This is a genomic window from Candidatus Thiodiazotropha endoloripes, assembly GCF_001708965.1.
Lineage (GTDB): Bacteria > Pseudomonadota > Gammaproteobacteria > Chromatiales > Chromatiaceae > Thiodiazotropha > Thiodiazotropha endoloripes.
The window spans coordinates 337360-352990 of sequence record NZ_LVJW01000006.1; the positions used below are offsets into that span (position 1 = coordinate 337360).

At 54.3% G+C, this 15631-nt stretch carries 10 protein-coding genes; 6 read left to right on the forward strand and 4 right to left on the reverse strand.

Going from position 1 to position 15631, the window contains the following annotated elements:
- Position 1 precedes the first annotated feature (1 nt).
- The 6 genes from rsxC to A3193_RS12095 all read left to right on the forward strand — a co-directional run bounded on the left by rsxC (position 2) and on the right by A3193_RS12095 (position 5661).
- Positions 2-1690 carry an electron transport complex subunit RsxC gene (rsxC, locus tag A3193_RS12070; protein WP_069014973.1) on the forward strand — a complete coding sequence of 563 codons (1689 nt, stop codon included), beginning with the start codon at positions 2-4 and terminating at the stop codon, positions 1688-1690.
- Positions 1690-2730 (forward strand): electron transport complex subunit RsxD, encoded by a 1041-nt coding sequence (gene rsxD, locus A3193_RS12075; RefSeq protein ID WP_069003979.1) that lies wholly within the window; start codon positions 1690-1692, stop codon positions 2728-2730. Before rsxC ends, rsxD begins: the two co-directional genes overlap by 1 nt.
- A complete protein-coding gene (gene rsxG / locus A3193_RS12080; protein WP_083218205.1) occupies positions 2727-3365 on the forward strand; it encodes an electron transport complex subunit RsxG in 639 nt (212 codons plus the stop codon). Before rsxD ends, rsxG begins: the two co-directional genes overlap by 4 nt.
- Positions 3366-3378: 13 nt before the next feature.
- The gene (locus tag A3193_RS12085; RefSeq protein WP_069004165.1) at positions 3379-4071 is read left to right on the forward strand and encodes an electron transport complex subunit E; all 693 of its coding nucleotides are present in this window, start codon (positions 3379-3381) and stop codon (positions 4069-4071) included.
- A gap of 36 nt (positions 4072-4107) precedes the next feature.
- A complete protein-coding gene (locus tag A3193_RS12090) occupies positions 4108-4845 on the forward strand; it encodes a 16S rRNA (uracil(1498)-N(3))-methyltransferase (protein WP_069014974.1) in 738 nt (245 codons plus the stop codon).
- A gap of 201 nt (positions 4846-5046) precedes the next feature.
- Positions 5047-5661, forward strand: coding sequence for a pilin (locus A3193_RS12095; RefSeq protein WP_069014975.1), 615 nt, complete (start codon positions 5047-5049; stop codon positions 5659-5661).
- Between the two features lie 17 nt (positions 5662-5678).
- Here A3193_RS12095 and A3193_RS12100 read toward each other — a convergent pair whose 3' ends face one another.
- The 4 genes from A3193_RS12100 to A3193_RS12115 all read right to left on the reverse strand — a co-directional run bounded on the left by A3193_RS12100 (position 5679) and on the right by A3193_RS12115 (position 15602).
- On the reverse strand, positions 5679-6599 hold the full coding sequence (locus tag A3193_RS12100) for an MBL fold metallo-hydrolase (RefSeq protein WP_069014976.1): 921 nt from the start codon (positions 6597-6599) through the stop codon (positions 5679-5681).
- Between the two features lie 215 nt (positions 6600-6814).
- A complete protein-coding gene (zapE, locus tag A3193_RS12105) occupies positions 6815-7888 on the reverse strand; it encodes a cell division protein ZapE (protein ID WP_162272439.1) in 1074 nt (357 codons plus the stop codon).
- Between the two features lie 206 nt (positions 7889-8094).
- Positions 8095-8571, reverse strand: coding sequence for a chemotaxis protein CheW (locus A3193_RS12110; protein WP_069003971.1), 477 nt, complete (start codon positions 8569-8571; stop codon positions 8095-8097).
- The gene (locus A3193_RS12115) at positions 8568-15602 is read right to left on the reverse strand and encodes a hybrid sensor histidine kinase/response regulator (protein WP_069014977.1); all 7035 of its coding nucleotides are present in this window, start codon (positions 15600-15602) and stop codon (positions 8568-8570) included. The genes A3193_RS12110 and A3193_RS12115 overlap by 4 nt, the downstream gene beginning before the upstream one ends.
- Positions 15603-15631: the final 29 nt, after the last annotated feature.

Consider the following 15631-nt stretch of genomic DNA (forward strand, 5'->3'; position numbering starts at 1 on the left):
CATGTATGTGGAATCGAAAAAAGGTAAGACACGGGAGTTATGGAGTTTCCATGGCGGACTCCATCTGCCCGACCACAAGGAGGTCTCCCTGCACTCTCCGCTGCTGTCGGTCACACTGCCGAAACGACTGGTGGTCCCGCTACAGCAGCACATCGGTGTAACGGCCCAGGCCTGCGTCAAACCCGGCGAACGGGTGTTGAAAGGCCAGCTGATCGCCGACTCTGCAGCACCGGTAACCGCACCGCTGCACGCCCCCACCTCGGGGAGCGTGATCGAGATTGTGGAGCACGCCATACCTCACCCGTCCGGTCTCAGTGGTCACTGCATCGTGATCGAACCGGATGGTGAGGATAGCTGGGTCGAGCTGCCACCCCCCATCAGCGACTATCGACAGGAATCCGCAGACACCCTGCGGCAACGTATCCGGGAGTCCGGCATCGTGGGCATGGGTGGCGCGACCTTTCCATCCGCCATCAAACTCAATCCGGGCAAACCGATCAAAACCCTGATCATCAATGGTGCCGAGTGCGAGCCCTATATCACCTGTGACGACCGTCTGATGAGAGACCAAGCGGCGAAGGTGATGGATGGGGCCCGCATACTGCAACATCTGCTGCAGAGCGAGGTCTGCCTGATCGCCATCGAAGACAACAAACCGGAAGCGATTCTGGCGATGTTTGATGAGCTGCGTCAGGAAGAGAACATCGAGGTGGTGCGTATCCCGACCGTCTACCCGAGCGGCGGTGAGAAGCAGCTGATCCATATTCTGACCGGTCAGGAGGTCCCCACCTCCGGGCTGCCGGCGCAGATCGGCACCATCTGCCACAACGTGGCCACCACCGCGGCGATCGCCGATGCGGTTCTGCAAGGGCGTCCACTGGTGTCGCGTCTGGTTACCGTCACCGGAGAGGGGATCAAAAACCCGGGTAACTATGAAGTGCCCATCGGTATGCTGGCGAGTGACCTGATCGAACAGGCCGGCGGTTATCAGAACAATCCGCAGCAGTTGATCCTGGGGGGGCCGATGATGGGCTTCGATCTCTCCACAGACCGGGTGCCGATCACCAAAGGCTCAAATTGCATTCTCTGCCCCACGGCGGAAGAGGCACCAAGACCGGAACCGGCCCAGGCCTGTATCCGCTGCGGCCGTTGCGCCGATGTCTGTCCGGCCCACCTGTTGCCACAACAGATGTACTGGCACAGTCGCGCCAAGGATCTGGAAAAGGTGCAGGACTACAATCTGTTCGACTGCATCGAGTGCGGCTGCTGCTCCCATGTCTGCCCCTCTCACATCCCACTGGTCCACTACTTCCGCTACGCCAAGGCGGAGAGCTGGGCGCTGGAGCAGGAGCGCCGGGAGTCGGAGCATGCCAAACAGCGTCACGATTTCCGCATCGCCCGTCTGGAGCGCCTGGAAGCCGAGCGTAAAGCCCGGTTGCGCAAGAAAAAAGAGAATCTGAAAGCGAAACCTGCCGCAAAAAAAACCCCTACAAAGGATGACAAAGAGTCGAAACAGGCGGCCATACAGGCCGCGATGAAACGGGCTGCGGAAAAGAAGGCGAAACAGAGTCAGACCCCCAAAAACACGGAGAATCTGACCGCCGCCCAACAGGCTCAAATCGAAGCGGTCGATGAGCGCCGGAAAACAGCAACCAAAGTGCGTGAGAATCATTCGGAGCCCCCAGCCTGATGGAATTTCCAACCCACAGTTCACCCCATATCGGACGTCCCAACCGGGTAGACAAAGTCATGCTCCAGGTGGTGCTGGCACTGATCCCGGGCACGCTGGCGCTGACCTTCTATTTCGGCTACGGCGTTCTGGTGAACCTGCTGCTGGCGATTGGCTCTGCGGTTGCCTTTGAAGCGCTGGTGATGAAGTTACGCAAACGACCGGTAACACCGGTGCTGATGGATCTCAGTGCCGTAGTCACCGCGATGCTGTTTGCGGTGGCCATTCCGCCCCTGTTGCCCTGGTGGATGGTGGTATTGGGTATGGCCTTTGGCATCATCATGGTCAAGCAGATGTATGGCGGATTGGGATACAACCCCTTCAACCCGGCCATGGCAGCCTATGTACTGCTGTTGATCTCCTACCCGGTGGAGATGACCGCCTGGCTGCCGCCATCGGTACTCGCCGAACACCATATCAGTCTGCGCGAGATTGCACTCTTCAAATTTACCGGAGCGCTGCCTGACGATTACACCCTGGATGCGATCACCATGGCGACGCCGCTTGATGTGATGCGTACCAATCTCGATCTCAACATGATGATCAGTGAGATACGCACCAATCCCTTGTGGGGCGATTTCGGTGGACTCGGCTGGGAGTGGGTCGGCAACTGGTTTCTGATGGGCGGCATCTGGATGGTCTACAAACGGACCATCACCTGGCAGATTCCATTGGCCTTTCTCACCGGTCTGGTGGGCATGGCCACCCTGTTTTGGTTGTTCGATTCAGAGAGCTTCCCATTTCCCCTGTTTCATCTCTTCAGTGGCGGGGCGATACTCGGTGCCTTTTTCATCGCCACCGACCCGGTCACCGCCAGCACCACTCGAACCGGACAACTGATCTACGGTGCAACCATCGGCATCCTGGTCTATGTGATCCGCACCTGGGGTGGTTATCCGGATGCAGTGGCCTTTGCCGTACTGCTGATGAACATGGCGGCACCGACCATCGACTACTACACCCGACCACGCACCTATGGTCACGGCGAGATGAAATCATGAACAGCCGACTCTCGATTCTGATTGCCGCGCTGATCCTCGGTACCTTTGCTGTGGCCGGCACCTCTCTGGTCTCCTTTACCCACGTGGCGACCAAGGACCGCATCGCAGAGAATGAGCGACAGGCGCTGTTAGATTCACTGTATGCCCTGGTGCCTGCCGAGAGTGTGGACAACGATATGGTGACCGACACCATACAGATCCAGGCTCCCGACCTGCTGGGCAGTGAACAGACCACGGTCTATCGTGGTCGAAAACTGGAGCAACCGGTGGCAACGGTACTCACTTCCGTGGTTCCCAATGGTTACAGCGGTCCGATCAAGCTGCTGGTGGCGGTCCGCTATGACGGCACCCTGGGCGGGGTGCGCATCATCAGCCATAAAGAGACTCCCGGACTGGGAGACAAGGTTGAAGAGAACCGATCGGATTGGGTCTACAGTTTCAACGATAGATCCCTGGGCGATCCCCCGCTGGAAAAGTGGGGTGTGAAACGGGACGGCGGCTATTTCGACCAGTTTACCGGAGCCACCATAACGCCCAGAACCATCGTCAATTCGGTGAAAAACACACTGCTCTATGTGCGGGACCACAAGGATGCCTTGTATGATCGGCAAGCCTCCGCACCCGGGGCCGGGTAATCGGGACAGCACCATGTCAGACAACAGCACACGCACCCTTATCATGGATGGCCTCTGGCACAACAATCAGGCCCTGGTGGCTCTGCTTGGGCTCTGCCCACTGCTCGCAGTGAGCAATACTGCGATCAACGGCCTGGGCCTGGGATTGGCGACTACCGCTGTTCTGGTTGCTTCCAACAGTACGGTCTCTTTGATTCGCAACTTTGTCCGTCCGGAGGTTCGCCTGCCGGTGTTTGTGATGGTGATCGCCTCGTTTGTCACCGCCATTGAACTTGGCATGAATGCCTACTTTCATGAACTGCACAAAATACTCGGCATCTTCATTCCACTGATTGTCACCAACTGCACCATTATCGGTCGAGCCGAGGCGTTCGCCTCGAAGAACAACCTTTGGCGGTCACTGGTCGACGGCCTGAGTGTCGGCATCGGTTTTACCCTGGTGCTGATCGTGCTCGGTGGCTTTCGCGAGTTGGTTGGCCAGGGCACCCTGTTCGATCAGGCCCATCTGATGTTTGGTGAGGCAGCCAAAGGCATGACTTTGAGGATCGAGGATTTCCCCGGCATGCTGATCGCCATTCTGCCACCCGGAGCATTCATTGGCCTCGGTCTGTTGATCATGGTTAAGAATCTGATCGACAAACGTCTCGCCGAACGCCAGGCCGCCAGTAGCGGTTATGTTGAAGAGGCTACCGGAGCAACGGGATAGCCAGCCTGGCCACACACCGGGAGTTGTCTGCCATACATGAGAGTTCCACGCTGCTATACCAGTCAACCGCTGAAACAGGGCACTCTGATCAGCCTTGAAGAGGAGCCGGCGCACCACCTGCGACAGGTGTTGCGACTGCGCCCGGGTAATCCGATCATCCTGTTCGATAACAGCGGCGATGAGTATGCGGCCAACCTGGAGCAGGTCAGCAAACAGGAAGTCAAAGCCCTGCTGACGGAACGGCTTCGCCACGAAACAGAAACGCCACTCAGCATCCATCTGCTGATCGGCATCTCCCGTGGCGAGCGTATGGATCTGGCAATCCAGAAGGCTACAGAACTGGGGGTCAACCGAGTCACGCCACTGATGACCAATCGCTGCGTGGTCAAGCTGGATGAAAAAAAGCGTCGGAACCGGATGACACACTGGCAACGGGTGATGGTCAGTGCCTGCGAACAGTCTGACCGCTGCCGTCTGCCACAGCTGGACGAACCGTTGGAGATAACGACGGCCCTCGCCCAGCTGAAACCGGAGCTGGGACTGTTGCTCGATCTACAGGGTAAACAGAGCCTGGCGCACATTCCCCAGCCGGAAAACGGCGTATCAATCCTGGTAGGCCCTGAGGGGGGCTTGACCCCGGATGAGCGGGAAGTGGCAATACAACATGGATTCACCGGCATACGCCTCGGTCCGAGGGTGTTGAGAACGGAGACTGCCCCATTGGCCGCCCTCGCTGCCGTGCAAACCCTCTGGGGCGACTTCAATGACGGATAACCTAACCACCCTTTCTGATACGTACCAAGTCTGCTGGACCGCTCCCCACTACTGCAGGATTATGCAATAGAGTAAAACAACAATTCATGGGGCGATAACGATACAGAGTGCAAATAGTTGCACGAAAGCTGAGTGACTCAAGATGTCTGTTTCAGGGATTCCTGCTAGGATTATGCTGTACAAAAAACGCAGTGACGCACCATGCAATATCCGATTCTAAAATCCAAGATTGCCCTCCTGAGCCTGGCGCTGCTGTTTACCAGCAGCCCGGCACTGGCCAAGAAGTTCTACAAATGCACCAACGCAGAGGGTGAACTTGTCTATCAGCAAGTGGCTTGTGACTCCAATATCAGCCAGGAGACGGTAAACGTCTTCACACCACCGAAACATCATTCCCAGCTGGGGTCCAAACTGATGGGTGAAGGTGAATACATCCCTGAGGGTAATGAGCCGGCGATTGCAGGCAAGATGATGTTTCAAAGCAGACTCAGTAATGTGATTGCGCTGCTGACACCAATCAAAATGCAGATGCAGCAATTCTATATGATGAATGGGCAGTGGCCGGAAAAGCCCCAGGACTTAGGCCTGAATCAGGAAAACCTCAAGAGTGTGGATATCAAAGAGGTGTTGTTTGGCGACCAGGGTGCTATCGTTGCTTCATTGAACGAACACTTCGGTACAGGCAAGCGAGTCGTGCTGGCACCACAACTGGTGATGGACGGCACCACCATGGAGTGGCAGTGCATGGCCAACTTTCCGGTGCAATCGATGACGGCAATGGGGATGAAGATGTGTGAGTCCCGTAACATCCGATAGCTGAGTGTTGCTGTTGCTTACTCCCACTCCAGCTCTTCATAGACTCGTTGCGCATTTCGGCCCTTCAGTGAATCGAAATTTTCCAGGTAACTGAATCGGGACTGGTCAATTTTGCCGATATCCTCCAGGCTGTTTCCTTCATCAATAAACTTCAAAACGGCCTCTCGTAGAAATACCAGATAGTCGTAGGTATCCGCTTTGGCTTTTGAGAGAGAAGCAGGATTACCATGTCCCCCAACAACGATTTCAGGTTGTTTTGCAGCCATTGCTTCGAATGTGGCGATCCAGCTTTTGTGTGCAGACATTGAACCAACGCCTAACAGTCGGTCTGTATAAACGATATCCCCGCTGAACATGACTTTGTGCTCTGGCAGCCAGATATAGCTGTCTCCAGGAGTATGAGCGTGGCCTGCGTGATAGATTTCAATTCTTGTATTGCCAACCTCCAATATTTTTTGCTGGGAAAATGTTGCATCGGCATGAATGTAACTTGTTCCTTCGATACCTTTTTTTCCTACCAAACTCCAAAGCCTGTCCAGTTGAGCTTCCTTACGAGCCTTTTGATCAACGACCGCTTTCTCGCTGGCAATGATCGTTACACCCGGCTTTTTAAAATAACCATTACCCATCCAACGATGGTCCTGGCCACCGCTATTAATGACCCATTTCACAGGTTTATCGGTAATTCTCTTAACCGCTGCGTGTATCATCCGCGCGCCCTCGTTTGTGGCACCCGAATCAATCAGCACAACGCCATCACCCGTTATGATGACACCAAAGTTGGCATTGTTACCCAGGTTTTCAGGGTTACGATTCGTCAGTGGTCCAATCAACGCATAGACATTGTGAGCCAGTTTTTCTGTTCTCAATATCTGTTCCGCATGAAGTGGCGTACTGCATATCAAAACAACCCAAAAAAGCGCAATGACTCTTAACATGATCTATCTCCTTTTACATCTGTAATTATTTTTATAGACGTAACCAAACAAATTCAATACTGGGAATGGGCTAGTTCAGACCATTGACAAACCAACTACCTGACCATCTAACCAGTGGTTATGGCAGTATTGTGCGTACTCTCTGGTGATACTGATGTCAGCAATCATCTCAACTGCGATCAGTTGATGACACACCACTTAGCCGACCTATACGCTCAGCCTTTATGGGGCGTTTCCAGGTAGGCGGTTGATTGCATCTCTTTCAAGCGACTCACCGTACGATTGAATTCGAATGCCAGACGGATACCGCTGTAGAGCTGATCCGGTTCCGCGTCGGCACTGATCACCACTTTGACTTTGCGGTCATAAAAGACATCGATCAGATTGATAAAACGACGGCTTCGATCATCCCAGGTACCGTCCAGTTTGGGTATATCCGAGATAAACACCGTATGGTGACAGCGGGCCAGTTCCAGATAGTCGTTCTGCCATCTGGGTGGACCGCATAGGGCGTTGAAGTCACACCAGATCACACCACTACTCCGCTTGACGAACCTCACCGCCCTTCCCGGTACTTCAAAACGCCCTGTCTCTTCAACGCTGCCACTGACCAATCGATCGAACTCCTTGCTCAGATTGACCATCGACTCGTCGCTCAACGGGGTGTGGTAGACGGAAGAGGCCTCAAACAGTTGTAGCCGGTAGTCTTTGTTACCGGCCAGCTCCAACACTTCATTATTGCTGTTCAGCAGATCGATTGCCGGCAGAAACTGCTCTCTCTGCAACCCCTGCCAGTAGAGTCTGTCCGGCGGCTGATTCGATGTAGTCACCAGGACGATACCCACTTTCTGCAAACTCTCGAGTAACACCCGCATCAACATCGCATCACCGATATCGATGACATTGAATTCATCCAGGCAGAGCACCTGCATTCGACTGGCCATCTCATTGGCAATCTGCAACATGGGCTCCTTCTCTCCACCATGTTCAGTAAGCCGCTGATGAATGTAGCGCATGAAACTGTGAAAATGGTGACGCTCTATACCCAGTTGTTGATGCCGTTGATGAAACATATCCATCAACCAGGTTTTACCCCGCCCCACACCACCCCAGAGATAGACTCCTGGTATCGTTTCGATACTTTTCTTCCACAGCCAACCCTTCGCTTTTCTCGGCTGCTGCAGCGCTTCAGCCAGGCGTTCGAAGGCAGATAGAACCTGCTCCTGATGAGGATCCCGCTGATAGCCATTAAGCTGAAGTTGTTGCTGATAGTGGTTGAGTAGAGACAAGTGAGATAGCAACCTGTAGTGAATTATGCCGCTACAACGATGAATGCAGACAGGTGAGACGGAAATCGAATGGCAGCCAGGATACACGAGTAAAAGGTCTTATACTATTAACCCGGTATTCAATGGGTGTACTTCCAGGGGATGCTCGATGTCCTGAACAGGGCGATTGTTATGGCGAGTGGAAGAGCGGGGCTTGAAGTCGGGTGCTACAGCTCTTCAATTACCGAGAGCACCTGTCGCTCAATTTCATCCATATCGGGAATGACAGCCGGACTCATATCCAGTTCCACATGCTGTCTGATCAACGGTTGAGGCTCATCCAGTTCCGGATTGACCGGTACCACATTGTCGGCGCTGACCCTGACCAGTGATGGTATGGCATGAACGGCCATACCGATATGTGAGATTCGTTCATGCTCGCCAAGGGCATTAAGGATCAGGATCCTGCCCCGGAAACCAGGCTCCACCACGGGCTCACCCAGCAGCCCTTCATAGGAGACTACCGGAATCATAACTCCACGCCAGGCCAGATGACCGAGAAACCAATCAGGCAACTCGTCACCGGCATACTCGGGCTGCTGATAGCCCATAACCTCAGCGACTGTCGCATTCGGCAGCAGAATCTGACGCTCATGCAGAGGTATAAGAACGCTTCTGACCTCTTTGACTACCGCATGGCTCATTGTCTATTTTCCGTCAGAACTTCGTTGATATTCTCCAACAACTCACTCTCCTGATAGGGTTTACCGAGACAGCGTTTGACCCCCAGATCCATTGCCCGCTGCCTGTGTTTGTCACCCACCCTTGAGGAGATCATGATGATCGGCAATCCGTAATAGTCCACAGAGTTGTTGATGTGTCTCGCCAGCTCAAAGCCATCCATACGTGGCATCTCGATATCGAGCAGCATGATATCCGGCACCTGCTCCTGCAACAGCGCCACCGCTTCAACTCCATCCTTTGCGGTAACCACATCCATATCGTGGCGTTCCAGCAAGCGGCTGGTGACTTTACGTACTGTAATGGAGTCATCCACTACCATGACCCGAAGACGCTCTTCCAGTTTTTTCTGTTCAGAATCGGGCTTCATGACCGGTGCCGCATGGGTCGCATCCATACGCACCAGAGCAGCCAGATCGAGGATCAGGGCAACTCGGCCATCGGCGAGAATCGTACCGCCTGTTATCCAGCGGACACTGCCAACCTGTTTACCCAGGCTTTTCACAACCACCTGTCGGCTACCCATCAGATCATCAACCTGCAGAGCTACCTGATGTTCACCGGTTTGCAACAATAAAAGTGGCAACCAACGCATGCCTTCATGTATCTCATGCTGTCCTGCACCCATCATCCGGCCAAGATAGCTCACCTTATACTGCTTGCCACCGTAATCGAAACTATCCTGTTTACCTTCATAGCAGCGCAGAATCTCATCACGCCGGATTCGAACCACGCCACTGATACTCCCATGAGGGATGGCATAGATCTCTTCACCAACACGGATCAACAGGGCATCGGTAATCGCCAGGGTCAGAGGTAGGCGGATGATGAAACTGGTGCCCCTTCCGGGTTGTGAATCGATCTCCAGGGAACCACCGAGCTGTTTCACCTCGCTGGTTACCACGTCGAGGCCCACACCGCGTCCGGAGATCTGGGTGACTTCTTTGGCGGTACTGAAACCTGGTAGCAGCACACACTGGATCAGATCGTCATCACTGATCTCCGCATCGGCATTGATCATGCCCTGCTCAAGCGCCCGTTTACGAATTGCTTCGATGTCCAGACCTTTACCATCATCGGAGAGGGTAATCAGGACATCGGTCGCCTCACGGTCGAGATAGAGGGAGATCCGGCCGGTACCCTGCTTGCCATCGGCAAGACGCTGGTCCGGTGGCTCGATACCATGGGAAACGGAGTTACGCAGTAGATGCTCCAGTACCGGCACCATGCGGTTCAGGATACTGCGATCCAACTCACCCTCAATACCAAAGCACTCCAGATTGGCTTTTTTATTCAACTGCCCTGCGGTCTGCCTGACAAGCCGCTGCATCCTGGGGACCAGTGTTGCAAAAGGCACCATCCGGGTACGCAACAGGCCATCCTGCAGATCGGTGGATATTCTGGACTGCTGTAACAGCAGGGTATCGGTCTCACGTTGCAGATCACGCAGTGACTCATTGATATTACCCAGATCATTGACTGTCTCCACCAGAGCTCTGGAGAGCTGCTGCATGGTGGAGAAGCGATCAAGCTCCAGGGGATCGAATTCGGTCCGGCCCTGATCCTCTTTTTCGGTTTCCCGCTCCCAGCGATAGAGTATCTGCGCCTCCGTTTCGATCTCCAGATTTCGCAATTGTGTGTAGAGACGGGAGACGGTCTGTTCAAGCTCAGAGAGGTTGAAGCCCAATACACTGTTCTGCTGTTCCAGACGGGCGCGATAGATACTCACCTCACCCGCATGGTTGACCAGCCGGTCCATCAGGTCGGCATTGACCCGGACCTGCTCTTTATTTGGTTTAAATCCGGCTTTCTCTGTTTCCTGGTCCTGCTCCGGATTGAGCAGTTTGGCAATCTCTTCGTTGAATGGCAGTACCTGAGCGGTCGGCTGCTCCGCTTGGGGCTCTTCCGCCAGCATGCTGCTCTCGGAAACCTCCTGTATGGTCTCAACCATGTCACCATGGGCGGGTGTCATCTCCCCACCCAGCAAGTTGTGCAGCTGTTCGACCTGTAAATCGGCGGCGGGCACTTTGCCGGTCTTGGCAATGGTGTCGACCTGGAATGCCAAGTGGTCAATACTGTGACGCAGGGCCTCGGTGACTGTTTCCAACGGATCGATCTCACCTTCCGCCAAGGCGGTCATCACCGATTCCACTGCATGACTCAGATCGCCGATCGGCATGATACCGGCGAGTCGGGCACTGCCTTTCAGGGTATGCAGATTTCGCTGCATGCCATCGATCGCTTCCTGATCATCCAGTTTATCGAGCCACTGCAGGAAGCGGGCTTCGACCTGCTCCATAAACTCTTTAGCCTCTTCGATGAAGATCTGAATCAGCTCCTCATCTTCTCCCACATCCAGCAGGACTTCATCATGCATCATGAGGAAGGATTCATCCGGTTGCCGCAGCGCTTCCTCAGAAACATCTTCCACTTTGACATCCAACTCGGAGGCATCGATCTGAATATCGTCCAAATCTTCAACAGCCTGCTGCGGCACGGATTCGGACTCGGTCTCAACGGCCTCTTCCGCATGCTGCTGCTTGAGCTCTTCAAGCTCCTCAAGCTCTTCCTTAAGATCGGGATCGATCAGATCCTCAACCTCATCTTCCTCTTCGATACCCTTATCGATCAGTGTCTGGATATCAGCGATCAGAGAATCTGCCCGATGTATCTGATTCGAGGTCTCGGCATCATCGGTTTGGGTGGCCAGCAGATCGAGGGCGGAACGGGAGAGGCCCATCACCTCTTCATCCGCAGGGATATGCCCCCTGATAACCCCATTCAGCAATGACTCCATTGCATGACTGAGATCACCAACCGGTTCGATACCCGCCAGACGGGAGCTGCCCTTTACCGTATGCAAGGCACGCAGAATGGCATCCAGATATTGATGATCCGAGGGTTCATCCTGCCATTTCCGGAACTGATCTTCGAGGGTTTCGAGCAGCTCTTTCGACTCCTCCACAAAGATATCAACCAGTTCGCGGTCTTCACTGACTTCGAACAGATCACCCTCGTGGAGAAAGCTCATCGGTTCTGCGTAGTAACTGCTCGCATCGAGCTCTTCGCTGCTTTCCGGTTCGATCTGCTCCTGCTCTTCTGCCACCTCTTCCAGGGCACTCTGCAGTTCAAGCTCCTGAAGATGCTCATCCTCTTCCTGATCGGCCTGCTCGATTTCGAGTTCAGCATCAGGAAAGGCCTCATCGGCGAGTTGCAGCTCTGCCTCGAGTTCCTCATCGTGCAACGCTTCCGGTTCCTCTTCAGCGTCACGGGTCTCTACTGAGGCAGATGGATACTCAAGATCGGAGAGTAACTGTGTTGAAACAGGTACTCTGCCAACGCTGGCCGCATCTTCAACCTGAGTCGCGAGGAAATCGAACGCCTGTCGAACCAGATCCTGTAGCCGTTGATTTGCGGTTTCGCCATCCCTCAACAACTTCTCGAAAAGATCCTCAAGGGCATGACTGAGATCACCGATGGGATTGATGCCGGCAAGCCTGGAGCTGCCTTTCAGGGTATGAAGCGTACGTTTGATGCCGTCGACCACAGTCTCATCATTGAGTGAGTTCTGCCAGTCGTTATAACCCTGCTCAAGCGCCTCGAGTAACTCACGGCCCTCTTCAATGAAGATCTCCAGCAGCTCTTCGTCGCCTTCCACATCAAAATAGTCTGTGGATTGCAGATAGCTGGCTGACTCGTAAAAACCGCTATCCTCACCCTCCTCTGCGGCCAACAGACCGGAATCGATCTCGTTCGCCTCGAGCTCTTCCAAAATCAGATCGGAAGCAAGCTCGATCGATTCATCATCAGCCAGTCCGATCTCTTCGATTGCCTCGATCTGGAGCTCTTCATCCAGTGCCGATGCTTCATCCAGGGAGATAACCTCTTCTTCGCTGATGCTCTCATCAGCCATTAAAGGTTCGGCTTCCGCTATGACTTCTTCTACGTCCTTTTCACTCGCTTCAATCTCCTGCAGCGCTTCATTCAGGCCCTGCAGAAAGATCTCAACATTCGGTTCAGGCAGATTCTCATCCGGCAGCAACTTCAGCAGTTGACGGATATAGCCAACACTGCCGTCCACCAGATCAACCACTTTCGCCTCAGCCGGCATCTGGTTTTCATGAACGGCTCTGACATAGTCCTCCATCGCTTCACTGAGTGTCGCGATTGGTGTGATGCCGGCCATGTGTGCACTGCCATGTAAAGTGTGGCAGGCCCGAACTACCTCTTCAGGTACCAACATGGGCGGAGTGATGCCCCTGGCCTGTTTGAGAAATACTTCTATCTCCTGTAGGTGATCCTCTGACTCTTCAGCGAAAACCTCCAGGAGTTCGGTGTCGATTTCGATCTCAAGATCCGAATCGGTAAACTCACCTTCCGCCTCTTCGACAGAAGTCCCCTCAAGCATCACCTCACCGAGGGCGGCGACTTCTTCGTCACTGATTTCAGAGAGCGGCTCAAGCTCGGGCTCATCCAGTGAGGCCACCTCCAGCTCTTCGAGCGCCGGCGCATCCTCTTCCGCAACCTCGATTTCCGCCGTTTCGTCTGGCAAATCCTCGGCTTGGATTTCAATTTCGTCAGCAGCTTCTTCGAAGGCTTCAACCTCGATACTCCCATCTGACTCAGTCGGCTGCTGTTCCGCTTCGCTTACAACCGGTTCCGCCGGTTGTTCGATGGGGCGCCCCTCAGACAGAGCATGAGCATGGCTCTGGAGCAGCTCCACATCTACCGCGGGACTGATACCCTGTTCCTGGGAATCGATCAGTACCGGCAAGGCTTCTGTCACCTGATTGAGCAGCTCCATCATCTCAGGTGAAACCTTGATCGTTTCATCGATCAGCCGGTTCAGCATATTCTCCACAGACCAGGCAAGCTCACCAATCACTTTGGCACCGACAAGCCGGCCACTCCCCTTCAGGGTATGGAATGAGCGACGAAAAATGGTCAGTGCATCACGATCGGACTGATCATGTTGCCAGCGGGGCAGATAGGTCTGAATGTTTTCAAGCTCTTCTCTGGCCTCTTCGATGAAGATCTCCAGAATTTCCGGATCGATATCCTCCAGCATCGGCTTGTCTGCAGCCGCAATCTCTTCATCCTGCACTGGTTCGGGTTCAGGTTGTGATTCAGACGCTGTTGTATCTTCCGCCGAAGCGAGAATTTCCACTTCCGGTTGAGGTGGCTCGATCTGCAGGCTGCTGGCACCAAATTCGAGATCGGATACCTCTTCCTCTTCAAGATCATATCCTTCAGCATGATCGGCAGACTCATCCAGCTGGATGGGCTCTACCGGCTCCACATATTCACTCACTTCTGCCACGCCATCGCTCATCAGATCATTCAGCGAGGCTTGCGCGATGGCGAGAATCTCACGACGATCACCAGCGCCATCCACCAATGTTTCCAGGTAGTACTCGATACTACTGACCACATCAGCGAGGGAGTTCAGCTGCTGTCTGCTCGGCGGTGCGGTGGCTTCGATCAATTGATTTTTAATGATCGCGCCGGTTTGCGACATCAATTCCGCCGCTTCCCTCAGATTGAGCATCTGCAGCGCGCCTTCAACACGCCGGAATCCCTGACGTACCGGCTCCAAAACTGAGGTATCGTCAGTTGCTTCAGTGAAACTGATGATGGTCTCTTTCGCCCGCGCAATCTCAACCTTGGTTTCACGCACGGTCTGCTTGATCAGATTCTGGTACTCACCTTCAGGCAGGCTGTCTCCCAGTGTGTTCTCATCAATGGTTTCCGCCGCACCTGGCTGAAAGGTATGCAGGGTGCTGAGCGAGGACTCCACATAGAGGATATCCCCCGCCATCTCCATTAACTCGAACTCTTCCGGTAAAACGCCCTGTTCGACGAAGGTCTTGACCTTGTCCGCCTGCCGATTGAGTCGGGATCGCAAGGCACCCTGACCGATCATGCCAAGGGTATCCGCGAGTTTGCGCGTTGGCGCTTCGAGATGACCAAGCATCTCCATATCCGCCTTTTCGTCGCGCATGAACAGATCGAGAATATCCTTGATCCGGGTCAGCTCACTGCTCACCGCATCCTTGATCGATTCCGCCAGTTCCGCATTCGAACCTGTCAGTCCGAGCCGGCCCTGATTGAGCTGATCTTCGGAAGGCATCACCGCATCGAGATTGTAGGCCTGTTTGATCTCCAGAATGACAGGGTTTTGCGAGTTCGCCCTGGCAATGTAATAGAGCAGGTTTTTCAACAGCGCCGACGGCGGCTCATCCACCAAACTCTGCTCACCACTGTCGATGATAATCTTCATCTTCCGGTCGAGTCGACTGAACAGCTGCTTCACGGCAATACCAGGCGCAATGGTATTGTCGATCAAGCCATGCATCAGTCCCTCTGCCACCCAGAACAGATGCTGCACCGACTCGGTGCCCGCACTCTTATGGATGGTGGTGAAAACGTCCCGCAGCAGTGGCCAGCCATGTACGGTATCCCGTTTGCGATACCAGCTCAGCAGCCCCAGATGGAACTTCTGCCTGACCTGTCGCACCAGCGCTGGAAGATCTTTGTTGACTTCATCGGTGGTGGATTCGGTTTCGATTTCCGGTTTGAACAAAGCCGCTTCAGAGAGCAATGGCGCATCCCGCACCGCCCGCAGATCGTTGAGCAACGGCAGAATGATCAGCGGAATATCCGCATCCCCGCCCTGCAGCTTCTCGAGATAATCGGGCAGCTGAATCAAGGCCAGCATCAATGCCTCGGCGGCATCCTCCTCCTGCCGGACGATGCCCTCCGACATGTCCCGCACCACCAGCTCCATCTCCTCTGCGAGCATACTGGGACCGTAGACCTGGACCATCTGCAGGACCCGGGCTATCTGATGCAGGTGATCACCGCAGGTAGCGAGTGATTCGTTGTCGCCAGGAGATTCCACATAGGATTCCAGCGCTTGGCGCGCATGACGAATCGAAACATCCAATTCGTCTTTTACCCAATTCAGGGCGCCAAAGTCTTGCGCATTACTCATATGCGTTGCACTCCTGTCTGGAAACCGCG